Source organism: Waltera sp., from assembly GCF_046969025.1.
GTDB classification, from domain to species: Bacteria; Bacillota; Clostridia; order Lachnospirales; family Lachnospiraceae; genus Acetatifactor; species Acetatifactor acetigignens.
On the sequence record NZ_JBKVQF010000003.1, the window covers coordinates 97,408 to 122,592 of the forward strand.

Sequence of the window (25,185 nt, forward strand, 5' to 3'; positions counted from 1 at the left end):
GTTTTACAGCATTACTGCATTGCTTCTGCCAGCATCCGTTCCTCATGGCCCTTTTTGTCCCTCACCATCTTCTTCATGAGGAAATGATAAGCGATCCAGAGGAAAATACCTGCGGTCAGCCAGGCTGAGGCATTGGCAAAGCACACACCCACATAACTCATCAGATGCGCTGCCGCAAAAGCCACGATACCACGGCTCAACAATTCCACCACACCGCCCATCATGGGCATGAAGCCGAAGCCACAGCCCTGCAGCGCATTTCGGAAGATAAATATCATTCCCAGCGGAATGAAGAACATGCCGCAGATCGTAATATACGTTCTGGCATATCCACATACCATCTCAACCTGTTCGGAGATGAACAGCGGTACAATATAAGGAAGTGCTATATATACCAGTCCGTAGACAAGCACCGCATAGACACCGGACATGATATTGGCAGCTTTCACGCCCTTACGGATCCGGTCCAGATCATTGATGCCGCGGTTCTGCGCACAATAAGTTGCCATAGTCACACCCATTGCAGCAAAGGGCTGTGTTACCAGCTGTTCCACCTTGCAGGACACCGAATAAGATGCCACCACGGTAGAACCCAGCAGATTCAGTGCTGCCTGTACCAGAATAGTACCGATAGCTGTAATGGAAAACTGCAGTGCCATGGGAATTCCCACGGTCAGTTGATTTTTCACACACTGGCTTTCCAGTCTGCAATGCTCCGGACGGATATGCAGTGTAGGTACGCTCTTAATAATATAAATCAGACACAGTACACCGGATAATCCCTGAGAAATGATGGTAGCATAAGCTGCACCGCCCACTCCCATATGACCGTAAACGATCAGTACATAGTCCAGGACAATATTCGTCACCGAAGCGATCACCAGCAATACTAACGGCACCACACTGTTGCCGATGGCACGCAGGATACTGGACAGCAGGTTATACAATACATTGCAGGCAATTCCCGCACAGATGATCATAATGTATTCCTTCGTCATATCGAAAATATCTTCCGGAGTATTCATCACCCGAAGCAGGCTGTCCATGCCGGCCATACTGACTGCGGTCATCACGATCGTCACGATCACCGACAGGATGGCAGCGCTTCCGATACTTTTACGCATACCTTCCCGGTCCCCTGCTCCGAAGCGTTGTGCCGTCAGCACAGTAAATCCGGTGGTCAGTCCCTGGGTAAATCCCAGGATCAGGAAGCTTACCGACCCGGTGGCTCCTACTGCCGCCAATGCATCCACACCTACGAACCGACCCACGATAATGGTATCCACCATACTGTATAACTGTTGGAAAATATTACCTATGATAATAGGAATGATAAATTTTGTAATCAGCTTGGAAGGGCTGCCCTTCGTCATATCAAGTTCCATAAATCTCTTCTCCCGAAAAAACAGGGTCCCGGAAGGCCCCGTCTCTTATACACATGTATACTTTACACATGTATACTTGTTTCTCAATATTACTGTAAATCGTCAATATCCTCAACCTCTCCGGAACCGATATCCAGCATGTTCACGGTTCTGCGCTTCAATCTGGCTTCTTCCGACTCCTTCAAAATAAACTCCTTGATCGCTTTGGAGTTGCGGATATGCTCAATCAACAGTTTGGGATGAGTGGTATCACCGGTATAACAGACAATGGTGCCAAGTCCTACCATTCTCTCCCAGATACTTGCCGTATGCTCCACATCCTGTACCTTGTACATATAGCAGTCATTCTCCACCTTGGTGAACACACCCGTATCCACAGTGATCATATCCTCTTTGATCACATACCTGGTAAAAGTAAAAGGTAATCCTAAAAATAACCAGCGCTTCTTTTCCACAAATTCTACTGACATAGTGCCCTCCTTTTATTGCCTGGTCCGGTATTCCACAGCCGCTGTAACGTACAGTAGAACCGTCTTTTACACAACCGGCTTCATCGATATAGTTCTCTTTGCCTCATTATATGATATCCTATCCGGGAATGCAAAACCTTTCTGTCATATCCACACAAATTTTCTATATTTTTTCACTCTTTCCTGCTTGATTCTACCCTTCAGAAATGCTATTATATTACAAATGCAAAAAAACAGGAGGATAAACAATGACCGCAAAAGAATGTATCACAGGCCGCAGAAGTATCCGTCAGTATACGGATCAGCCGGTATCTCATGAGCTTCTGGCTCAGATCGTAGAGACAGCTTCTTATGCTCCCAGCTGGAAGCATACGCAAATCGTTCGTTATATCGCTGTGGAAGGCGAAAAGAAAGCGAAACTGGCAGCATGTACTTCCTCCTTCCCGGGTAATGGCAAGATCATGGAGAACGCTCCCATGGTCGTTGCAGTAACCGTGATCAAGGGCAGAAGCGGTTTCGAGAGAGACGGCTCCTTCACTACCCAAAGAGGCGATGCATGGCAGATGTTCGATGCCGGTGTTGCCAGCGAAGCCTTTTGCCTGGCTGCTTACGAGCAGGGCCTTGGCACCGTGATCATGGGTATTTTCGATCAGCAGGAAGCTGCTGATCTCCTTGAGATTCCTGAAAATCAGGACCTGATCGCACTGATCCCCATCGGTTATCCCGCAGAAGCACCCGTTGCTCCCAAACGGAAACCCGTAACGGATCTGTTATCTTATCAACAGTAATTTTAAAGTCGAAGAGTTTTTCCTCTTCGACTTTTTTCTGGTCAGGGTATGAGCTGTCTGCTTCCTGCGGTCCCTGTTTCTACCCGCATCATAAGAAAAGCGCTGTATTCTTATGATGTCGCATACACAAGTGAACACGGATTCTCCTATTCCGTACGGTCACTGTGTCGAAAATAGCAGCGCAGAAACGAGGAAATGAAAAAATGAGACACTTGATGAACCCACTTGACTTCTCTGTTGAGGAACTGGACAAGCTGTTCGCTCTGGCAGACGACATTGAGAAGGATCCCGCCAAATACGCCCACAAATGCGACGGCAAGATCCTCGCCACCTGCTTCTACGAGCCCAGCACCCGCACACGCTTAAGCTTTGAATCCGCCATGACCCGTTTAGGCGGCAGAGTCATCGGCTTCTCCGATGCGGCTTCCTCTTCTGCTTCTAAGGGAGAAAGTGTATCCGATACCATCCGCATCATCTCCTGCTATGCGGACATCTGTGCTATGCGCCATCCCAAGGAAGGTGCTCCCATGGTAGCTGCAGAGAAATCCCTGATCCCTGTGATCAATGCCGGTGACGGCGGCCATCAGCATCCCACCCAGACCCTGACGGACCTACAGACCATCCGCAGCCTCCACGGCGATCTGAATAATTTTACCATCGGTCTGTGCGGTGACCTGAAATTCGGTCGTACCGTACACTCCCTGATCAACGCACTGGTGCGCTACGAAGGCATCAAATTCATTTTCATCTCTCCCGAAGAGCTGAAGATCCCTGATTATGTCACCGACATGCTCCGCGAGAAAGGCATTCCTTTCCAGGAAGTTATCCGTCTCGAAGACGTGATGCCGGAGCTTGATCTCTTATATATGACCCGTGTACAGAAGGAACGTTTCTTCAACGAAGAGGATTACGTCCGCTTGAAAGATTTCTATGTACTGACCCCGGAAAAAATGGAACTGGCGAAGCCCGATATGCTGGTGCTGCATCCCCTTCCCAGAGTCAATGAGATTTCCGTGGAGATCGATGACGATCCCAGAGCCGCCTATTTCAAGCAGGCACAGTTCGGTGTCTATGTCCGTATGGCTCTGATCCTGACTTTGCTGGGTCTGGCATAATTTTCCGGTATCTGACCGCAAAATTATCTTATGAATTCGTATATTAAAGTTAACATACGCAGCACTCTGTGCCTGCAGAATGGAGATTACTATGTTAAATGTAGGAAAAATCGAAGAGGGCTTCGTCCTCGATCATATCAAAGCCGGAAAAAGTCTCTCGATCTATGAGCACCTTCAGCTGGATAAGTTAGACTGCACCGTTGCTATCATCAAAAACGCCCGTAGCGGAAAAATGGGCAAAAAAGACATTCTGAAAGTAGAATGTGATATCGATATGCTGGATCTGGATGTACTGGCATTCATCGACCACAACATCACCGTCAACGTCATCAAAAACGGTGAGATCGTAGAGAAGAAAGAACTGGTACTTCCCAAACAGATCAAGAACGTCATCAAATGCCGCAACCCCAGATGCATCACTTCCATCGAGCAGGGACTGCCCCACGTATTTGTCCTCTCCGATGAGAAAAAAGAGATCTACCGCTGCAAATACTGCGAAGAGAAATACAGCGAAAGCTAAGATTCATAATCGAGTAGGAGGCGGTGACTAACCGCCGTCCTCTCACACCACCGTGCGTCAGACTGTCTAACGATTAAGAAAAATATTATAATAAAACTACCAAATACAGTATCGTAGGGGGATTCGTTATGGCATATATTGTTGGCGCAGATAGATATCAAACAAGAATGGTAACCACTTCATTAGATGACTTAATAAGTAAGGATAATTCTGTCCGAGTAATAGATTCTTATGTAGAATCCTTAAATTTAGAAAATCTAGGTTTTATAGAGTATAGTGGTAGGAATCGAGGACAATCACCTTATCGCCGATCTGATTTATTAAAACTTCATATCTATGGCTATTTAAATAAGATTCGTTCTAGCAGAGCATTGGAAACGGAAGCAAAACGCAACCTGGAATTAATGTGGCTTATAAACTGCATAACACCTGATCATGGTACTATTGCAGGTTTTGTTCAGAAGAATAAGGCTGCGTTTCACAATACATTACGAAATCTTACCCTTATTCTCAAAGGTTGGGGGCTCATTGATGGAGAACTGATTGTTATTGATGGAACTAAGATCCGTGCTCAAAACAGCAAGCATAATTGTATTACGCAAAGCGGTTTAGATAAAAAAATCGAATATGCGGAAGCTCAGATAAATGCATATCTTATGGCAATCGTTAAAGATGAAGCGCTGGCAGATGACCTTACAGATAAACTAAAAACATATCAAGAGCTAAAAGAACAGTATCTTACACAAAAACATGAATTAAAAGATGAAGGACTGGAACAAAAGAGTTTGACAGATCCTGATTCAAGAAGGATGAAAAATAACGGTTCATTGGATATCTGCTACAATGTACAGTCTGTTGTAGATGCAAAGAATCATTTTGTTGTAGATATTTCGACGACTAATGATATAAATGACCAAAACCAGCTTTACACTATGGCACAAAAAGCATCCGAACTTTTAGAAAAAGAGTCCTCTACAGTTCTGGCAGATACAGGTTATTATAACGGAACGGAGATAAAAAACTGTGTTGATGCTGGAATGAATGTCTTTATAAAAAAAGCTAAAGCGAATAATGCTACAAAGGATAATGAATTTCGCAAAGAAAAGTTTATATATAATGGTGAAACTGATGAATATACATGCCCGGCAGGAGATAGATTGCGATTTTTTGAAAATACTTCGAAGAATGGTATGAAGTATCGCAAATATAAGTGTACAGACTGCAATTCATGCAAATATAAAAAAGACTGCACTACTTCTTCATCTGGAAGAACGATACAGCGTTGGGTATATGAAGATGTTCTTGAAACTGTGTATAATGAAACACTAAATAATAACGAGGTTTATAAACAGAGAAGATGTATCGTGGAGCATCCATTTGGGACTATAAAAAGAAGTCTCGGATATAGTTTCTTTCTTCGACGCAGACAAGAGAATGTTGACGCAGAAGCTGCATCTATGTTTATCGCTTATAACTTTAAGCGATTATTAAGCATGTTTTCAACAGAAGAATTAGTAACGAAGTTTGAAGAAAGTGTGATGTAGCAAGGAGAGGAACATATGTAATTCATGTGAAAAACAAAGATAAAAATGATATTAAAAAAATCGAAGATAAAAATACCGTACATCAGACTGGATTTTCGAATCGTTAGACAGTCTGGCGTACCGTTCGGTACACGGCGGTTTCAATAGTTGACGTGCACAGACTGATAGGCTGTGGCTAAGTCATAAAAGCCACTGTTTATCAGTCTTTCTTTTGTCATTGCCATGTTCACTGCGACTGTATGCGTTGCGAATCAATGTCCACGTCGGGTATTTCCCGCTTGCATTGCCAAGGCTTCTGGTACTCCCATCTTGATAAGGTTACGTACCTTCGTCCTTGGTTTCTTCCACTGTTTCCATATACACATACGTATTCTGTGATAGAGCCATCCGTTGATTTCATCTATGTTGTTCTTCATACTTGCAATTCCGTAGTAGTTAAGCCATCCCCTCGCATACACCTTGATTTTCTCAAGGTTTGGCTTGATTGACTGACATCGCTTACGGGAAGATAACTCCTTCAGTCTAGACTTAAACTTCTTCCATGACTTCGGATGAACTCGGACATAAATGCCTTTTCCGTTCCTTCCCAATGCAAAGCCAAGGAATTTAAAATTTCGGATTGCAAACACGCTGACAGTACGGCTCTTTTCTCGGTTGACTGTAAGTTTCAGCCTCTCCTCAAGATATTTTGTACTGCTTTCCAAGAGTCTCTCTGATGCCCGCTTGCTCTTTGCAAGAAGCACGATGTCATCGGCATATCTTATACATGGGACATCTCTTTTCAGGAATTCTTGGTCGAACTCATTGAGGTAGACATTTGCCAGCAATGGTGATAGATTTCCACCTTGTGGTGAGCCTTCCTCTGTGTCAATGACTACTCCGTTTTCCATTACACCGCTTTTCAGATAGCGCTTTATCAACTGTACTACACGTTCATCTTTTACATTCTTTCGGAGAAGATTGATGAGAATTTCGTGATTAAGAGTATCGAAGTACTTTGACAAGTCAAGGACTACAGCAAATGTATAGCCTTGTTCTGCATACTCCTTAATCTTAAGTATTGCATCTTTTGCACTTCTGTTCGGACGATAGCCATAGCTACCCTCTGCAAACAGTGGTTCATAGATTGGCACTAACTGTTGGGTTATTGCCTGTTGGAGTGTACGGTCTACCACTGTTGGTATACCAAGCTTTCGCACACCACCATCTGGTTTGGGAATCGTGGCTCGTCTTACTGGAGACGGAGTATACTTTCCGCAATAAATGCGGTCGGTTATCTCTTGTTGATGCTCCTTTAGATATGTTTTAGGGTAAATATATCACAGAGGACTTTAGCGGAAACCTGCGTTGTTTTCCTGAACAAATTTTCCCGGAGTCATACCATATTTTTTCTTAAAAGCTCTGTGAAAATAGGAAAGATTGCGAAAACCAACCGCCAGGGACACATCCAGAGTAGTGTCTGTGTTTGATTCTAGTTGCAAGGCAGCCTGTTCAAGGCGAACATTGTTGATATATTCAATACAGGACATGCCCACATACTTTTTAAAAAAATGAATAAAATAGGACTGACTAAAGCAACAGATACTCGCTAATTCTTCAATGGATAATTCGTCCATATAGTGATCTGAAATATAGCGTAGAACTTCTTTTAGTTTCTCGATGTGCTGGTTCTGCAGAGCAAAACTGTCAGACTCCTCTTTGCAATACGGTATAAGAACTGCGAGCAGACTAAGCAACAAAGATTTCAACCAGAGTTCATATCCGGGTTGTTTTTCCTTATCATGCTTACATATTTCGTTATAAATCGAAGATATCTGCGTGTAGATTGGATGAGTTCTTCTGATAACAACAGGAGGAATGAGTTTTCTGTTTGTAATGGGCATCAGGTATTGAATGGCACACACATCCGAGGCTCCCACTCCAAGAAAATTCATGTGGAACACATATGTATCTGATTCCATTTCAGGCAACCTGTCATTAATAATGGAGTGCAGTACCGCGGGAGGAATAAAGATAAAATCACCCTTTTCTACATCGTAAGTTTCAAGATGGATTTGATAACGACATGCACCTTTTGTTATTTTGGTAAATTCCGCCTCCTCATGCCAATGTGCTGTCACGGTAGTGTCTTCTGGATAAAGTTTTGTAATGTATTTCTGTAATGGGAACAGCTGCTCTCCATGTTTTGTATTTTCTTTCTGTTCCGGTAGGGGTTTTGTATAAGGTGTCATGGAAAAATGTGTGTTATCCTTTCTGGTGCGGTAATGGCATAATATTTTATGGTATAGCAGAATTGTATAATAATGTGCCAATATTGTGCAAGATATATACCTATTTATGGAATATAATAACAGTATCATACAATACTGGAAAAGACAATTCAATAAATGATGTATTTGTAACGAGGAGGTACGATATATGAAGTGTAAATGGTGGCATGGTAAAGTTGCCTATCAAATCTATCCAAAGAGTTTTATGGATACAAACGGTGACGGTATTGGGGATATCAAGGGCATTATTTCCAAACTGGATTATCTAAAGGAACTGGGCATTGATATCATCTGGCTTTCTCCAATCTATCAGTCTCCCTTTGTAGACCAGGGATATGATATCTCGAACTACTACAAAATCGGGGAAGAATTTGGAACCATGGAGGACTTTGATACACTGTTGGCAGAGACAAAAAAACGTGGTATGCATATTATCATGGATCTTGTAGTAAATCATTGTTCCAGTCAACATGAATGGTTTCAAAAGGCACTGGATGACCCAGATGGAGAATATGCTGATTATTTCTACTTTTTGGAGGGCAAAGACGGAAATGCGCCCAGCAACTACCGCTCTTATTTTGGGGGTTCTGTCTGGGAGAAGGTACCCGGAAGCAGTAAGTACTATTTGCATAGTTTTGCAAAGGAACAGCCTGATTTAAACTGGGAAAATCCGACCGTGCGTCAAAAAATCTATGAGATGATTAACTGGTGGCTTGACAAAGGTGTCTCTGGATTCCGGATTGATGCTATTATCAATATCAAAAAGAATACCTCCTTCCCCTCCTTTCCCCCGGATGGTGATGATGGTCTGGTGTCCTGTGTTAAAATGTTGGAGTCCACCAATGGTATAGGTGACTTCCTGCAAGAAATGAAGAAAGAGACATTTGAAAAATATGATGCCTTTACTGTGGGTGAGGTGTTCAATATGAAGGAAAGTGAACTGCCCGAATTTATTGGCGATAACGGACATTTTTCTACTAAATTTGATTTTTCTGTACAGTCAATGAGCAGTGAGGGACACGGCTGGTATGATGCCCCGCCATTTCATTTCGAAGCTTGGAGAGATGTTACATTCGCAGTCCAGCAAAGGGATATGGAAATAGGGTTTGAAGCAAATATCATTGAAAATCATGATGAGCCACGGGGTGCAAGCCGTTATTTGCCTGCTTATGCCAGAAATGATGCAGGAAAGAAAATGCTGGCCACTACTTCCATTCTGCTTAGGGGCATTCCTTTTATCTACCAAGGTCAGGAGATTGGAATGACTAACTGCGTTAGAAGCGATATTTCTGAGTATAATGATATCAGTACGATCGACCAGTTCCAGGTTGCCCTTGCAGCTGGATGCAGTAAAGAAGAGGCACTGAACGCCTGCAATGAAAACAGCAGAGATAATGCACGAACACCTATGCAGTGGGATGCCACTCCCCATGCAGGATTTACAACCGGTAATCCATGGCTTTTAGAGAATAGTAATTACGCTTGTATTAATGTGGCAGCACAAAAAGAAGATGCGGATTCCGTGCTATCCTATTACAAAAAGCTGATTGCCTTACGTAAGAATCCTAAATTCCTGGAGACATTCACTTATGGCGCATTTGTACCTGCTTATGAAAAGGTTCCTGGAATATTTGCCTATAAGCGATTAAGTGAGAAAGATGGAAAGAATATTCTTGTGATTGGGAATTATGGAGATTGTTCCTGCGCTCTTCCACTAGAGGGAGTTGTAAAGCAGATTCTTTTGTCTAACGTTAATCGAAACGATATTGCATTGGAAGAAATGAACACCCAGCGTTCCATAACTTTAGATAGCTGTGAATCAATTGTGCTTCTGATGCAGGATCAGGCAGAATTAATTCTCCTGAAATCAGTGAATAGAGCCCTGTAAGATTATCCTTACAGGGCTCTATTCTACACGTAATGTTTATTCGGAAAAGAAACCATCCACTTCTAGGGCTTCTGGTATGGAAGGTGCTGCTCCTTTCTTTGTCACTGCGATAGCCGCAGCCTTTGCTGCTCTTTGTAAAGCAGTTTCCGGCTTCATGCCACTTAAAATGCTGCCAAAGAAATAACCCGTGAAAGTATCTCCGGCAGCAGTAGTGTCCACTACTGGCACATGAAAGCTCTCCTGTCTGATGATGTTTCCCTTTTCCAGATACAAGGCACCTTTTTCTCCAAGAGTCAGAATGACCTTTGTATGCGGAAATGATTCAGCAAGCTTTCCCGCAAGCTGTTCGTCTTTTATTTTACCCACGAGACCGCATATTTCCGCCGCTTCAATCTCGTTTAAGATAATGTAGTCTACCTGTTTTACAGGACAGTCCAGTACCTGCTGATCCATGGGGGAGGGATTTAATATAATGTGAACACCTGCATCAATTGCTTTTTCCATTATGTAAGGAAGATTGCTGATTTCGTTTTGAAGTAAGAGATAATCCCCTGCCTCAAAATGAGAGGATAATTCATCAATCCAGGGCTTTTCAATTCCTCTATTTGCTCCTCCATATAATAAGATGCAGTTGTCACCCACCAAATTCCTCTGAATGATGGCATGACCTGTTTCCTCTTCCACAATGGAGACAAAATCTGTATTTACGCCCACATCTTCCAGCATTTTTAACAACATGTCACCGTTTGTTCTGCCCACACGTCCGGCATGATACACCGAAATACCACTTTTACAAAGTGCAATGGACTGGTTTAAACCTTTGCCTCCACAGAATGTTTCCATGGAGATGGATGATAGGGTCTCACCTTTCTGTACCATGTGGTCAACAGAATATACATAATCCAGGTTCAGTGAACCACAGTTTATTATTTTCATCAATCACTTCATCCCTTCCTGTTACTCTAGCATACAGATTTCGTATTCCTTGAAGAATGTTCGACTGCTTCCTTCTGTCCCAAATCCAATGCATCCCTCATTGTATGCGTTCTCTTTGTCTTCCCATTCCAGGTAAGCATGGTCATTTACATAAATAACAGTCTTATTGCCGTTTACTTCAACAGTAAGCTTATACTCTTTGTTTGGTTCCCAGGTGAATGGACATTGGCACAGCACACGATAATCTTTCTCTTTTTTCCAGAGAAGCAGTCTGTTATCCTTCATGAACCCTGCAGCATAGCACCGCATGGCACCCTGTACCCTGAATAGTATACGGTGTGTATCACCTTTACCAGGCCTTATAATGCTTTGAAACCTGTAGTTTTTCCAGTGAATTTCTCCTGTGTAGGCTTCAGCGGGTGCGCTGCACCCACTCACAGCCAGCCAACCATCCTCAAGTTCAACTTTACCTCGTAGCCAGGTAAGCCCCGCAACACAGGTATGAAGCACATTCCAACGCTCCATGGGTAGCTTATCAAAATGAATCATATAATTAGGATTCTGTATGATTTCGACATCATCTAGGAATACCGTAAAGGGTCCCATATTGTTATCAATAGGTGCGTAAAATTCCCATCCTATTTCCTCTATGAGAATATCTTCATATGTAGGAATTTGAAATTCCAGTTTTTGGAATTTATCATTCTGCGTATTCTGTAATGGATCAGAAAGATGAAGGGCTGCTTTTTCCAGTTTAATATACTGACCGGTGATTCTATCCCTAATAAAAGGGCAGACAGTCATCTGTTGTGAAGAATTACTAGCCTTAATCATCACAGTAATTTTATCTCCTGGATATACGATAGGAGAAAAATCCGGATCATAACGGCTGTCTTGAAAATCCTGAGGGACATAGTAGGATTTAAAATAGACTTGTACGGATTCACCTTTATGCAAGTAGGGTGCTATTACCTTTAAAGACCTTTCTCCTCCCGCTGCTTCCTCTTTGGTATTTGTCAGCAGTACTTTCTGGTTTCTGCTAGCCCGGACACGAATTGCATGCAAGGCACCAGGAAATTCAAAATGGAAGTGTTTTCCTTCTGTTTTCGCAAATAACTCGGCAAAGTAAGGTTCAGGCTCTACTCCGTAAAGATTGTGACTCAGTTTCATTAGCTGCAGTGCCTGCTGCGATAATGTCTGTATATTCAGACAACCTAACACGCTGGATGCACAAAGGAAGTCTGATAAAGATTCTGTCCACTGACTGGGTATCTTCTCTGCACCGGTAAATACGCCCATTATCGTACCAATATTTCCGACATTACAATCTGTATCCCAGCCACACATATTACAGATATTCAAAGTATCTGAAAAATCACCTGCCCCGTGTATTAGAGACAGTACCATAACTGCAGCATTGGGAATAATATGGCACACTCCACCATAATTCTGATATCCGTATTTTTCCTTTACAAAGTGGAAAGTTTTACGGAAGTCACCTTCATTTTTTTTGCTTTGTGTCACCACGTCTCTTACCATCAGAGCGTATTCGCAGTCAGCTGGAATCACTGACAACGCTGATTCTATGATTTGTTCTACATTTTCTGATGTAAATGCAGATGCAATGGCTGCCGCTACAAATTGTCCACCATAGATACCATTACCGTCGTGACTGACACTGGACATCATTTTTGCGAAGTGTGCCGCTCGCGCAGGATCACCCGGACACAGCAGTCCCCAGCAGTCAGAAAAAATCTGTCCCCCTATCTGCTCTGCTGTTATTTTTCCATTTTGTTCTATGGAACCTGAAAGGGGAGGTTCTATGCCATTTAGCAAGTTCCAATAAGCTGTTTCTTCCGTAGAGGTACCATATCCGCCCCACCAGAAAAAACCATGACGTTCTCCCACATAATTTAAAAGGGTATGTCCCATTTGCCTTTCGCTGATGTTTGAAGTTCCAAAATCCTGTAAAACACGCATATAAAACAATGGTCCATTCAGATCATCATCACTGCAGAAATTATTAAAACGGACAGGATACTGCTTGATTTCACCAAAAACATCCTTTATCTGTTCATAAGTCCAGCTTTCGATTTCTGCACCATGCATTACACCGATATATTTTCCAATCACTCCTCCATAGAGTTTATTTCGAAAGTGTTCATCATACTTCATTTATTCTATGCCTCTAGGTTGCCAAGTTTTTTATACATGTCCCGAAAGATTGCATCTCTATCGAGGTGTTTTACATTTTTGATCAGGTGCCTTCTGTAATCTCTGCTCCAGGTTATGTTATCAGTCAAAATGGGTGCGGATACAGTTTCGCAGGATGAAAAATTCTCGTTCATCAGATAACCAATGACCCCGATATCCCAAATCTGTTTGCCCCATGCAAAGTGGTTTTCTCCATACTTTTTTACATTTTCTACCAGGTAATCACATAGTGCATTTTTTCTGCCAATACAGTTTTCCAGTTCAGGTATTCCCGTAAGCAGATGAGATGTCACATAATTACAGGGCACGTGAATAAATGGTACCCCTGAATCAAACACTACCTGAGCGGATTTCACATCCTGGTAAATGTTATATACATTAGGACTGTCGTCAAAATCATTTCCTGCAAGCCATACCAACACAATTCGATTGATAATATCAGGGTATTGTAAAATAGCTGTAGCAATATTTGTGATTGCCCCAATAGCGGCTACATAAAGCGGTTTTTCCGGGCTGTAGTTTTTCGCCAGCTGAACCAAATGCATGGATGCATCTGATGGCTGCGGTGCACCATATGCACCGGCACCATGGAATACCAATCCATCGGGATTTTCACCGCAAAGATGCATGATATTGACTATTTCATCGTAGCTCATTTGCATTCCAACGTTGGGATCTTTTGTTTTTTCATTCATTGCAAAAGGAGCAGCGTAAATCCCTCTGATATGAAACCGTTCCCTGGAAAGCAGTGCGTATGCAATTGCAAACTGGTCATCTATTTCTGTTGCAGCATCCGTGTCAATAACAAGGTCTATCCGGTCTTTTGGGTATTCCATCATTTTTAATCGTTCGTAATCCTTCATAATCTGTTTCCCTTTCCATAATTGATAACTCATATGGCATGTAAATGATTTATGCTTTAATTCCGGATGACATAACACCCTGAACGAACTTCTTCTGGTTAAAGATAAAGAATAAGATTACTGGGAAGGATAATAAAACAACGCCTGCCATAGTCAGATTAGTTTTCTGGAAGAAAGACATATTTACCGTCTGCAGTCCAACCACAAGTGTATATTTTTCAATCCTGTTGATAAAGGTAGCAGGCACCAGATAGGAATTCCACGTTCCCGTAAAGGCAAGAATCGCAATTGTTGCATAAAGTGGTTTTGACATAGGACATACAATTTTGAAAAATGCACCTGCATGACTCACACCATCAATTCTTGCAGCTTCTATCAGCTCATCTGGCACAGAATAAAAGAACTGCCTTGCGATAAACAGGTACATCGTTTGTGACAAGAAAGGAAGCGTAATCGCCCAGATTGTATTACCACTTCTGGTAGGGACATACATTTTTGGCAATCACAGCCCTGAGTTCCACAAAGCACCCACAGGCACCGCACAAGCCTTCCTTCAGATAATCACAGCCTTTGCATATGCCAAGACGTTCTTCGTAAACTGCCTCGTCCGCCTTGATCTCAGGCTCCAGTCTGGCGATGTACGCATACAGACTTTCCATATAGGCATTCTGATCCATCTCCCTCAACAGACATTTTCTGCAGGGGTATTTCTGCCTTACTTCTTTTACTTCTTCGTCCGGCATTATTTCACCCGGAACATTACCACGCTGCACGCCGGCATGGTAAATGTGATCTTTCCGTTCTCGATCTTATAATCTGTAAATACTTCCTCGTGTACCTTGTCGGGATCCTCAAAAGTATTATATGCATGCATATCATTGGTAAGAATCGCTGCGCTTACCTGCTTCGGGTCGCATTCCGCGAAGGTGATCTCCATCTCTTCCGCCTGATTGATAGACAGATTGTTCAGGGTAATGGTCACCACACCGTCCTTATCCACGGAAGCGGATTCCTGCAAATTGGGAACCTTGTACTTCTCATCCTCACCGACCTGCTCCACGCCATCGATATAACTTTCCACCAGATCCGCATCCTGATGGTATTTGTACATATGGAACACATGATAAGTCGGAGTCCGCAGCATCTTCGGTCCTTCCGTCAGGATCACTGCCTGCAATACATTGATTAACTGTGCGATATTTGCCATCTTCACACGGTCACAATGCTTGTTAAAAATATTTAAGGAAAGTCCCGCTACCAGTGCATCACGCATGGTGCTCTGCTGGTATAAAAATCCGGGATTCGTGCCGGGCTCCACATCATACCAGGTTCCCCACTCGTCACAGATCAGACCGATCTTCTTCTCGGGATCGTATTTGTCCATGATAGTGGAATGTTTTCCGATGAGTTCATCTAGCTTAAAGGCTTTGGCTAAGGTCTTGTACCATGCCGCATCATCGAAATCCAGCGCACTTCCCTTATTCGACCAGTCATCTCCCGGCAGGGTATAATAGTGCAGAGACAGTCCATCCATAAAACCGTGCAGCCATTCCGGTGCATTTTCAAAACAGGTTTTTAACACCTCTTCCGTCCAATAGGTATCTCCGGTATTGGGACCGCAGCATACCTTGAAAATAGGCTGCTTTGGATCATAATTTCTCACATAAGTCTGGTATCTGCGGTACAGATTGCCGTAATAGGACGGAGTCATATTGCCGCCGCATCCCCAGTTCTCGTTACCGACACCGAAATAATCCACCTTCCAGGCTTTCTCTCTGCCGTTTTTCCGGCGCAGGTCTGCCATGGGTGATACCCCGTCAAAGGTCATATACTCGACCCACTCGGACATCTCCTGTACAGTGCCGCTGCCCACATTGCCGTTGATGTAGGTCTTACAGCCGATCTGCTCACACAGTTCGAAGAACTCATGGGTACCGAAGCTGTTGTCCTCGGTCACACCACCCCAGTGGGTGTTGATCATTTTCTTGCGGTTCTCCTTGGGTCCGATACCGTCCTTCCAGTGGTATTCATCCGCGAAACAGCCGCCGGGCCAGCGCAGCACCGGAAGCTTCATCTCCTTGAGTGCTGCCACTACATCATTACGCATACCGTTGGTATTGGGGATCTCGGAATCCTCTCCCACATACAGTCCCTCATAGATGCATCTGCCTAGATGCTCGGAGAAGTTACCGTAAAGTTCCGGGTTGATATGTCCCTTCTTGTTTTTCTCGTTGATATACAGCTTTGCCATATTGATCCTTTCCGCGGCTTACACTATCCGCCGCTGTGGCTTTTTACGTAAAATATCACTGGAAGCCCTTCACTTCATGCCAGCTCCCCGCCGGCTCCGTGCTCTCTTCCACCTGTACGTTCTCATATACTACGCTTCTTAATTTGTCTTCCGAAAAATTATCCACTCTTGCCTTGATCCGCAGGTCCTTCAGTGTAAAATCCGTAAGAAGATACTGCTCTTCATCCGCGATCACATCAAAAAATGTATCACAGACACAATCACAATCCCACATGGTGATATGATCAGCATAAGAAAGCGGTCTGTCCTTGCGGTCCTTCAGATCAAAAAACTGTGTCCAGTGATAGATCTTAAGGAATTCCTTTACCCTGCCTTCGATCTGTTCCACGGTTATGTATTCATAGCACTGCGGGGTGTCCGGACGCATTTTCAGCCACAACAGTCTCGCCGCTCCCTTGATCTTTATTCTGCGCATGAGGATATTCCGGTTATGTACGGATTCCGAACCACAGGTGAGACACCTGTGGCAGAAACCGTAGACACAATCCTCCACCAGAATCCTCTCATTGGTGCCGTTCTCCGGCTGCGTATCCGCCCAGATTGTATTATGCATATTCATTTTTGCCAGCATCAGTTTTATAAGAAACCCCTTGGTCCTTCTTTTTTTCTGGACTATTCTCTTTTCACAGCCCTCTTTTTCTTCTCTTCGTTATACTATGATGCCTGCAGATTGCTCCCTGATATCCGTAGCTCTATGCCCAGTAAATTCTGCAGCCGGTCTCATGGCTCATATAAGTCGGATGGCCTGGCGTGTGCTGCGGCATATAAAATACATCGTGATATCCATTCTGTGCCAGAAGTTTTCCGTCCTGCTCAATCCACAGGGCAACATTATAAACACTGCCGCTGTGAATCGTTCCATCAAACTCCCAAAGCTTTGTGAGCGAATCCTCTTTTATATTGATATCCTTTGCATCCTCGGCTACTACCTTTCCTGTCTCATCAGTAATACTGTAGCCTACACGGCAAATGCCAAGCGCACAGCTGTAATCGTTGACCGCATAAATCGCATCCAGCTTGTCTTTAAATTTTAAAAATATTCCGACTGGCATATTGCTCTCCAGCACAGCCTGCAGTCCCTTTTTCGGAAGTCCCCAGTAATCATAAATACCGTAAAAGGTCTGCGGACACATATCATTAAACAAGAACTGCACATAGCCTGCATTTGGCTTATACTTCTGCATACGATAATGCTCAATATAGTATTTCAACAGATGATACTGATACTGCCCAATTGAATCCAGATTATCCAGAATCGGTTGCAGACGGCGGTATACCGGCGGCATCTTTTTCAGGTCATCTATGCATGGCGGCGCATCAAATCCAAACTCCGTATTCATTTTTTCTGTCGTCCCATAAATGTCGCTGTAATGTCCGCCATCCAACGATCCGGTATAGTTATGGCTGTCTCCGCTATCCGGATCATCTACGCAAAAGGAACCCTTGATAACCGGACGACTCGGATCATGCTCACATACCGCTGCAAACAGCTTCGCCCCCGTACTTACTGTCAGATCGCCCGGCTCATTCATGCAGATCCAGCAAAACAGCGACGGATGCTTTTTTAGCATGTCTACTGTTTCCAGATATATATGAACAAAACGATCCGCAAACGCTTCATCCTCCGGATGCGTCCAGTTATATTCGGAATCATGCATAATTCCAAGACCAAGCTCATCACACAGCTCATAAAAAACCGGAAGATCTACATGCACATGAACACGAACCATATTGAAGCCGCTGTTTTTAATCTGCAACAGATCTCTGCGATAACGCTCCTCATTCATTGCTGATACATACACATCCGGAAAATATGCCGTTCCTCTCATATAAAAATCTTTTCCGTTTAAGATAAACTTTGTCATCTCTGGTGTACGCCGCATCTCAATTTTCCGGAATCCGGTCGTCTCCTCATAAGCATCCAGTACCGTTCCATTCTTTGCACAAAGCGTCACTTTTACCCGATAAACAAACGGTGTTCCCTTATCCCAGGTGTTCCAGAGCCGGACATTGGAAAGGGTTCCGTCCAGACAAGCAACTGCCAGCTCAGAGTCCCCGCAGGGCTGTACACCGGTCAGCTCCTCATTTTTCGACAAAACCACCACTCCGGTAAAGCAGTCCGTAATACTCCATCTCAGGGAAACTGCTTCCGGTCTCCGCACCTTTACCTGCAAATGCAGATCCGCACGCTCCAGCGCTTCATCCAGCTGATAGGAAAATTCCGGATTTTCTGCAAAACCGGTTCCTTTCTGTATCCTCAGGCTGACGCTTCCATAAATACCAACCGGGTTTACATCTCTTTGAATAAATGTATCGGAATGCTCATAAGTGCCTTTTACCATATTTCGATAGACCGCACCGGTACGTTCCTCCTGCCGGTCACCCGCCACCTTTTCATCCCACGGTGACCAGACCTTTACAATCAGCCGATTCTTTCCATTTCGCTGTACCACCTCATTCAGTGGAAAAGAAAACGGAGCTGAATATCCTTCGTGAGAACCAAGATATACACCGTTCAACCAGATTTTGCAGTAATAATCCACATTTGTAAAGCACAATTCCACACGATCCGTCGCATCAAGTGACAGCTCAAATTCTTTTTTATACCACCACGGAGCATCATTAAAATAGCGCAGTTCTCTTCCCCAGTACGGATGCTCGGAATAGAGCAGCTGCAGCTGCTTCAGCTCCGGCAGCGGCTCCCATTCTGAAATCTGCGGTCCCCGCAGGGTCATAAACTCTTCATGCTCCGGCAACCCGAGCTGCTCACACGTGTCATGCACATCCTGTAAAATTTCCCAGTTCCTTGATAAATCCTGTCTCATAGAATCCTTCCTATTCTGTCAAGCCCTAATCTATTGATTTTTCTGGATTTGACGATTTTTATTTACCTCAAAACAAGAGCCGAGAGTGATGGATATCGTAGTATCTTGTACCGAATAGCTGATAAATAAGTATAGCTAATAAAGCATCCTTTTAGTTTGCTTTATAAAGGCTATTTTCCCTCTGATCAACTATGATGATGAACCTTCCGTGTCTAAGGGGATCATGTCCCAACTTCCTTCGTCCCATCTACCATACACTGAGTGCCAGCCAAGCTCCTAGACGGGGTCATGCCCCACGGTAAAAACCGATGCCGGCTACAGCTCTTGTTTTTATGTTTGATTGTTACTGACCTGCATTCACCTGTCGTGGTGCTGATTGGTTCAGTGGACGCTACGCCACTACAGTCTCATGTTGGTCTTTTGCAGATGCAGTCCGTTCCGGACTCCATCATTTACGGGTTTCTGTTCCAGAACCCTGTCCAGTCTCCGATGCCTCCCATCGGTCACTCGACAGAGTTCTGGAGTGTGTTACTTGTATATCTTTGTTTCCTATGCTGCCATCGGTGCCTGTGCTTCTACCGGGCGTTTGATATCTTTCAACTGTTTCTGCGGATCATATGTCGTCCCTGTCTTCAGGATAGTGTGGATCACCCTCAGTATCTTGCAGGCTATCACAATCAGTGACTGCATCTTTTTCAATGGATTATTGGGCCGCGTTGTGTAATACTCATGTAGCTGTTTGAATTCATCCGCATGCGATACCGCTGACTTTGCTGCCTAAAACAGCCAGTAACGAAGTCTCTTGCGTCCTCTGTGGCTGATCTTTGTCTGCCCTTTATGCTTGCCGGAGCTGCATGACACCAGTCCCATCCCACTTAGCTTCTGGATTTCCTTCACATCATCAAACCTGCTGACATCGCCCATTTCTGCCAGTATTCCAGACAGTATGTTTTCACCTACTCCATTGATTGCCAGTATGTTCTCAGCATACGGGATTTCCCTGCATTTCCTGTGTAAGATACTTTCAACCGATGCAAGCTGCCCATCCAGTTTTAGTATCTGTTCTGCATACCATCTCACTGCCTCGCGTCCTACATCTGTCACATCCGTCAATCCCACACTTTTTTCTGCATAGCTCACGATTTCTCCGGCTCTGCTATAACCGAGTCCTCTTAGTTTTGCATTATGCCAAATATTTTTCAGGCCTTCTGCTCCCAGTGCTTTGATTTCTGATGGGATTGCTGTCACTTTCAGTACTTCCAGAGTGAATGCTCCATCTATTTTCCCAAATGCGGCCATGTATTCCGGAAAATAGATTTTCAATTCCCTGTGAAGACGATTGATATTTCTTATCCTGTCCTCGGTAAGCTGATCTCTGAACATGGAGAGCCTTCTCATATCTGCATAAACATTTTCTGGAAGATATGGCATTCCGTAGTTTCCATCTTTCACAAGATTTGCAATCAGTTTCGGATCTTTTCTGTCATCCTTGAGCTGGCTGTTGTCTTCAATTTCTTTGCTTTACGGCATATGGATTTACCTGGACAACACTGATTCCGCTTGAAATCATCCATGCGGCCAACGCAAACCTGTAGTGGCCTGTCGGTTCAAGACCCAGCACTATCTGTTTCTTATCATTTTTTGCTGCTAGTTCCAGCATCCATGCTTTTGCATTCTCAAAGCCCTCTGAAGTATTGCTGAATTCAAATGCTCCGCGACTCAACTCCCTTCCTCTGACATCAATTTTTATCGTTCTTGGAAAATTTACCGTTTGTTTCCAATTCCCGCCAGGTACAGGATCTCAATTCTTTTTCTACCACCTCTATTTTCTTATTCAGTTCTTCTTTTGACAAAAGATTAATTGCCTGATTTTCAACATTTACTTGAGGTATTCTTTTTGGTCAATTCCCTTTACTCTTTAAAGTATACAGGAAGCTCAATAGAGTTTATTTCGAAAGTGTTCATCATACTTCATTTATTCTATGTCTCCAGGTTGCCAAGTTTTTTATACATGTCCCGAAAGATTGCATCTCTATCGAGGTGTTTTACATTTTTGATCAGGTGCCTTCTGTAATCTCTGCTCCAGGTTATGTTATCAGTCAAAATGGGTGCGGATACAGTTTCGCAGGATGAAAAATTCTCGTTCATCAGATAACCAATGACCCCGATATCCCAAATCTGTTTGCCCCATGCAAAGTGGTTTTCTCCATACTTTTTTACATTTTCTACCAGGTAATCACATAGTGCATTTTTTCTGCCAATACAGTTTTCCAGTTCAGGTATTCCCGTAAGCAGATGAGATGTCACATAATTACAGGGCACGTGAATAAATGGTACCCCTGAATCAAACACTACCTGAGCGGATTTCACATCCTGGTAAATGTTATATACATTAGGACTGTCGTCAAAATCATTTCCTGCAAGCCATACCAACACAATTCGATTGATAATATCAGGGTATTGTAAAATAGCTGTAGCAATATTTGTGATTGCCCCAATAGCGGCTACATAAAGCGGTTTTTCCGGGCTGTAGTTTTTCGCCAGCTGAACCAAATGCATGGATGCATCTGATGGCTGCGGTGCACCATATGCACCGGCACCATGGAATACCAATCCATCGGGATTTTCACCGCAAAGATGCATGATATTGACTATTTCATCGTAGCTCATTTGCATTCCAACGTTGGGATCTTTTGTTTTTTCATTCATTGCAAAAGGAGCAGCGTAAATCCCTCTGATATGAAACCGTTCCCTGGAAAGCAGTGCGTATGCAATTGCAAACTGGTCATCTATTTCTGTTGCAGCATCCGTGTCAATAACAAGGTCTATCCGGTCTTTTGGGTATTCCATCATTTTTAATCGTTCGTAATCCTTCATAATCTGTTTCCCTTTCCATAATTGATAACTCATATGGCATGTAAATGATTTATGCTTTAATTCCGGATGACATAACACCCTGAACGAACTTCTTCTGGTTAAAGATAAAGAATAAGATTACTGGGAAGGATAATAAAACAACGCCTGCCATAGTCAGATTAGTTTTCTGGAAGAAAGACATATTTACCGTCTGCAGTCCAACCACAAGTGTATATTTTTCAATCCTGTTGATAAAGGTAGCAGGCACCAGATAGGAATTCCACGTTCCCGTAAAGGCAAGAATCGCAATTGTTGCATAAAGTGGTTTTGACATAGGACATACAATTTTGAAAAATGCACCTGCATGACTCACACCATCAATTCTTGCAGCTTCTATCAGCTCATCTGGCACAGAATAAAAGAACTGCCTTGCGATAAACAGGTACATCGTTTGTGACAAGAAAGGAAGCGTAATCGCCCAGATTGTATTATGCATATTCATTTTTGCCAGCATGATATACATCTGTATCATCATAAGCTGGAAGGGCACCATCATGGAAATCAGAAGAATACTGAATATCAGCTTTCTTCCAGGAAATCTTAGTTTTGCCAGTGCGTATCCTGCCATGACAGGAAACACCAAATTGCCTACTACTACAATGACAGTAGAAACAAAAGTATTCCAATACCACTGTAGAATTGGATATTTCTGAAACAGTTCTTTATAATTATCCAATGTCCACACGTCAATTGGTGCCCAGGTCTGCACGTAACGATACGGAAGAAGTGAGTTATAAAATACATATAACAAGGGAACCAGAAAAATACAGGCAATCACGATTAAGACTGCATAATGGGTAATTTTCTTTAAATTCATTCTCAGTCTCTCCTCTCTAATTTCCATCCTTGCTGACAAAATTTCTTACCAGAGATAGTACGAAGATAATTACAACAAGCACCATTGCAGCGGCGCTTCCATATCCCATGTCCATATAGCTGAAAGACTGCTGGTAAAGGAATGTTACTACGGTGCTGGTAGAACCCGCCGGTGAACCGAGAGGTCCGTTCTTTGAAATGGCAGCAATCTGGTCAAAAATCTGGAACGCATTAATCATTCCGAGCGTTATTACCATATATGTTGTAGGTTTCACAAGCGGTACTGTTATGTGAAGGACGGACTGCAGTCTTGATGCACCATCTATTTTGGCAGCTTCATAAATCTCTTCAGATATGTTCTGTAATCCTCCTATATATAGAATCATATAAAACCCTAGTTGTTGCCAGATATATATAATAGCTACAAAAAACAGAGCGTAGTTCTTATTCGTAAACCATGTTGTATCTTCTGCACCAAAAAGCATAAACAGGCGTGTACCAAGTCCGCCCTTAACAAAAAAGTACATAAAGAATATGCTGACTGCTACGGATGAAATAATATAAGGCATAAAGCAGACCGTACGGAAAAATGTTTTGCCTCTGATATTTCCTTCTAGTAAAACCGCAATAATGAATGCAAGTACAGAAATAAATGCAACAACAACAAATGCAAGAATAAAAGTATGCTTTAGGGCATCCAGAAAAGCAGAATCCTGGAAAAGCCTGATGTAATTATCCAAGCCGACAAATTTCTGTCGCTCAGGATTGATAAAGCTATAATCATAAAATGACAACCGCATCGACTTTAGTGCTGGGTATAAAAACCAGAATAACCATAGGAGCACAGAAGGTGCCAAAAAAAGCACAGCTGTAAGTACTTCATTCTTCTTATATTTTGTTTTCAATCGTGTTCACCCCTTAGTCAAATCTGGTACAGTACTCCTTAGAATACTGTACCAGCTCTTCCTTGTTATTTATTGCCAAATTCTTCAGCAAGCTGCGTTACGATTTCCTGTCCTGTCAGGGTAGATTCTTCGTTCATTAAAGCTTCCTGCATAAGACTGATTAAGCGGTCTGCGAACTTCTTACTCTGAGTAGGATAAGCAAAGGGCTGGGAAGTTTCAAGATAATCTACAAGCGGAGCCAGATCAGGCAGCTGTTCTCTGTATAAATCGAAATATTCGCTGTTAGCAGGAATAACACTGGTCACTTCTACTGTTGCTTTATACAGATTCTCATTACCAAATGCAAACTGCATTACTTTCATGGCTGCATCGAGATGCTTGGAGTTTTTAAGAGCTACTAAGGCTGCGGTGTGCATCGTTCCGCCGCCATTGCCATTTCCACCTTTGGGAACAGCCAGGTATTTCAGTTCAACGTCCGGTGCCTCGGTTTCAAAAGTAAGCTGATACCAAGCACCAGCGGTAGAGAATAATGCGGACTGCTGAACCAATACCGCACCATCCCAACTCAGACCCAGTTCGGTAGGTGTAATGATATATCCCTCTTTGTAAGCATCAATCAGGAACTGTAAAGCCTGCGCATTTTCAGGGGCGTCAATATTGTTGCCGTAATCCCAGCCACCACCAAAGGACAATGCATAGTTGGTTAAATGGTATTCCTGGACGTTTAAGCACAGTGCAGGCATGTTATGCTCTTCTTTTACTTTTTTACAGATATCAAGAACTTCATCCCATGTTGTCGGATAAGCATCACCAAGTCCGAATTCGTTCCACATATCATTGTTTACAACGAAAATACCGGGATTCAATGCGTAAGGAATACCGTATACATTTCCGTCTATATTCCATGCGTTCATTGCAACTTCATTAATATTTTCGGTGGAAAGAACACCGGAATCAATGTACTCATTTAAACTTTCAAACAGTCCCTGGTCAATATACTGTAAATAATGTTCATTGGTGCAGGAAATCAGGTCGGGTGCCGTACCTGCTGCAATCTGTGCAGGAATGTTATCCCAGAAGTCAGAGTCACTGGGATACTGTATGAATTCTACCTTTACACCAGTAGCAGCTTCAACACCGTCAACCGCAGCTTCAAGTCTCTTCTGTTCATCCTCAGCCCAGACGCCGATGGTAACAGTTTCTCCATCCGATTCTCCCTGCTTGGCTTCTACTACTGCAGTGGTGTCACTTGTTTTCTCAGCAGATTCAACAGGAGCTTCACTCTGGGTGCCGGCGTTTCCACATGCTGTAAGGCAAAGCATAGTAGCCGCCATAGACAATGCCATTACTTTTTTTAAAATGGGTTTTTTCATAGTTTTTGTCATTCCTTTCGCTTCGCTCAAGGCACAAACAAGTTAT

General features: G+C 43.2%; 23 protein-coding genes and 1 pseudogene. 5 read left to right on the plus strand and 19 right to left on the minus strand.

Annotated features, from left to right (window positions below; translation table 11 throughout):
• Positions 1-11: 11 nt before the first annotated feature.
• On the minus strand, positions 12-1,385 hold the full coding sequence (locus ACLTOH_RS02345) for an MATE family efflux transporter (RefSeq protein ID WP_412223238.1): 1,374 nt from the start codon (positions 1,383-1,385) through the stop codon (positions 12-14).
• A gap of 89 nt (positions 1,386-1,474) precedes the next feature.
• On the minus strand, positions 1,475-1,855 hold the full coding sequence (locus ACLTOH_RS02350; RefSeq protein WP_227062444.1) for a PH domain-containing protein: 381 nt from the start codon (positions 1,853-1,855) through the stop codon (positions 1,475-1,477).
• 248 nt (positions 1,856-2,103) lie between these two features.
• Here ACLTOH_RS02350 and ACLTOH_RS02355 point away from each other — a divergent pair, with 248 nt between their 5' ends.
• From ACLTOH_RS02355 to ACLTOH_RS02370, 4 genes are all read left to right on the plus strand, one after another.
• Positions 2,104-2,643 carry a nitroreductase family protein gene (locus ACLTOH_RS02355; RefSeq protein WP_412223239.1) on the plus strand — a complete coding sequence of 180 codons (540 nt, stop codon included), beginning with the start codon at positions 2,104-2,106 and terminating at the stop codon, positions 2,641-2,643.
• Positions 2,644-2,846: 203 nt separating this feature from the next.
• A complete protein-coding gene (gene pyrB, locus ACLTOH_RS02360; RefSeq protein ID WP_176865627.1) occupies positions 2,847-3,758 on the plus strand; it encodes an aspartate carbamoyltransferase in 912 nt (303 codons plus the stop codon).
• Between the two features lie 91 nt (positions 3,759-3,849).
• Positions 3,850-4,278, plus strand: coding sequence for an aspartate carbamoyltransferase regulatory subunit (locus tag ACLTOH_RS02365; RefSeq protein WP_117465826.1), 429 nt, complete (start codon positions 3,850-3,852; stop codon positions 4,276-4,278).
• A 128-nt stretch (positions 4,279-4,406) separates the two neighbouring features.
• Positions 4,407-5,822 (plus strand): IS1182 family transposase, encoded by a 1,416-nt coding sequence (locus ACLTOH_RS02370; RefSeq protein WP_021922233.1) that lies wholly within the window; start codon positions 4,407-4,409, stop codon positions 5,820-5,822.
• 140 nt (positions 5,823-5,962) lie between these two features.
• Here ACLTOH_RS02370 and ltrA read toward each other — a convergent pair.
• Together ltrA and ACLTOH_RS02380 are read right to left on the minus strand one after the other, a co-directional pair.
• Positions 5,963-7,123: pseudogene (gene ltrA / locus ACLTOH_RS02375) on the minus strand (group II intron reverse transcriptase/maturase); the annotation flags it as partial.
• 30 nt (positions 7,124-7,153) lie between these two features.
• The gene (locus ACLTOH_RS02380; RefSeq protein WP_412223240.1) at positions 7,154-8,053 is read right to left on the minus strand and encodes an AraC family transcriptional regulator; all 900 of its coding nucleotides are present in this window, start codon (positions 8,051-8,053) and stop codon (positions 7,154-7,156) included.
• Between the two features lie 187 nt (positions 8,054-8,240).
• Between ACLTOH_RS02380 and ACLTOH_RS02385 the strand changes: the two genes are divergently transcribed.
• Complete coding sequence (locus ACLTOH_RS02385; RefSeq protein ID WP_227062436.1) at positions 8,241-9,980, plus strand: alpha-glucosidase; 1,740 nt, start codon at positions 8,241-8,243, stop codon at positions 9,978-9,980.
• Positions 9,981-10,016: 36 nt separating this feature from the next.
• On the opposite strand, the gene ACLTOH_RS02390 is transcribed toward ACLTOH_RS02385, so the two are convergent.
• From ACLTOH_RS02390 to ACLTOH_RS02460, 15 genes are all read right to left on the minus strand, one after another.
• Complete coding sequence (locus ACLTOH_RS02390) at positions 10,017-10,916, minus strand: ribokinase (protein ID WP_227062434.1); 900 nt, start codon at positions 10,914-10,916, stop codon at positions 10,017-10,019.
• Between the two features lie 21 nt (positions 10,917-10,937).
• Positions 10,938-13,091, minus strand: a complete 2,154-nt coding sequence (locus tag ACLTOH_RS02395) for an ADP-ribosylglycohydrolase family protein (RefSeq protein ID WP_412223242.1) — start codon at positions 13,089-13,091, stop codon at positions 10,938-10,940.
• 5 nt (positions 13,092-13,096) lie between these two features.
• On the minus strand, positions 13,097-13,993 hold the full coding sequence (locus ACLTOH_RS02400; protein WP_412200284.1) for a nucleoside hydrolase: 897 nt from the start codon (positions 13,991-13,993) through the stop codon (positions 13,097-13,099).
• A gap of 49 nt (positions 13,994-14,042) precedes the next feature.
• Positions 14,043-14,486, minus strand: a complete 444-nt coding sequence (locus tag ACLTOH_RS02405; protein WP_412223280.1) for a carbohydrate ABC transporter permease — start codon at positions 14,484-14,486, stop codon at positions 14,043-14,045.
• Positions 14,461-14,736: a DUF6171 family protein gene (locus tag ACLTOH_RS02410; protein WP_227062430.1), complete on the minus strand. Its 276-nt coding sequence runs from the start codon at positions 14,734-14,736 to the stop codon at positions 14,461-14,463. The genes ACLTOH_RS02405 and ACLTOH_RS02410 overlap by 26 nt, the downstream gene beginning before the upstream one ends.
• Positions 14,736-16,244, minus strand: a complete 1,509-nt coding sequence (locus tag ACLTOH_RS02415) for an alpha-N-arabinofuranosidase (RefSeq protein WP_412223243.1) — start codon at positions 16,242-16,244, stop codon at positions 14,736-14,738. Before ACLTOH_RS02415 ends, ACLTOH_RS02410 begins: the two co-directional genes overlap by 1 nt.
• Positions 16,245-16,299: 55 nt before the next feature.
• Positions 16,300-16,857: a hypothetical protein gene (locus tag ACLTOH_RS02420; protein WP_227062426.1), complete on the minus strand. Its 558-nt coding sequence runs from the start codon at positions 16,855-16,857 to the stop codon at positions 16,300-16,302.
• Between the two features lie 139 nt (positions 16,858-16,996).
• Positions 16,997-19,129 carry a glycoside hydrolase family 2 protein gene (locus ACLTOH_RS02425; RefSeq protein ID WP_412223244.1) on the minus strand — a complete coding sequence of 711 codons (2,133 nt, stop codon included), beginning with the start codon at positions 19,127-19,129 and terminating at the stop codon, positions 16,997-16,999.
• Between the two features lie 549 nt (positions 19,130-19,678).
• Positions 19,679-19,828: a hypothetical protein gene (locus ACLTOH_RS02430; protein WP_227062420.1), complete on the minus strand. Its 150-nt coding sequence runs from the start codon at positions 19,826-19,828 to the stop codon at positions 19,679-19,681.
• A 78-nt stretch (positions 19,829-19,906) separates the two neighbouring features.
• Positions 19,907-20,581, minus strand: a complete 675-nt coding sequence (locus ACLTOH_RS02435; RefSeq protein ID WP_412223246.1) for a transposase — start codon at positions 20,579-20,581, stop codon at positions 19,907-19,909.
• 55 nt (positions 20,582-20,636) lie between these two features.
• Positions 20,637-20,852 (minus strand): IS110 family transposase, encoded by a 216-nt coding sequence (locus ACLTOH_RS02440; protein ID WP_412223247.1) that lies wholly within the window; start codon positions 20,850-20,852, stop codon positions 20,637-20,639.
• A 257-nt stretch (positions 20,853-21,109) separates the two neighbouring features.
• Positions 21,110-22,006 (minus strand): nucleoside hydrolase, encoded by an 897-nt coding sequence (locus tag ACLTOH_RS02445; protein WP_227062417.1) that lies wholly within the window; start codon positions 22,004-22,006, stop codon positions 21,110-21,112.
• Between the two features lie 49 nt (positions 22,007-22,055).
• Positions 22,056-22,862, minus strand: coding sequence for a carbohydrate ABC transporter permease (locus ACLTOH_RS02450; RefSeq protein WP_412223248.1), 807 nt, complete (start codon positions 22,860-22,862; stop codon positions 22,056-22,058).
• Positions 22,863-22,878: 16 nt separating this feature from the next.
• Positions 22,879-23,766, minus strand: coding sequence for a carbohydrate ABC transporter permease (locus tag ACLTOH_RS02455; RefSeq protein WP_412223250.1), 888 nt, complete (start codon positions 23,764-23,766; stop codon positions 22,879-22,881).
• Between the two features lie 65 nt (positions 23,767-23,831).
• Positions 23,832-25,139, minus strand: a complete 1,308-nt coding sequence (locus ACLTOH_RS02460) for an ABC transporter substrate-binding protein (protein WP_412223252.1) — start codon at positions 25,137-25,139, stop codon at positions 23,832-23,834.
• Between the last annotated feature and the right edge of the window lie 46 nt (positions 25,140-25,185).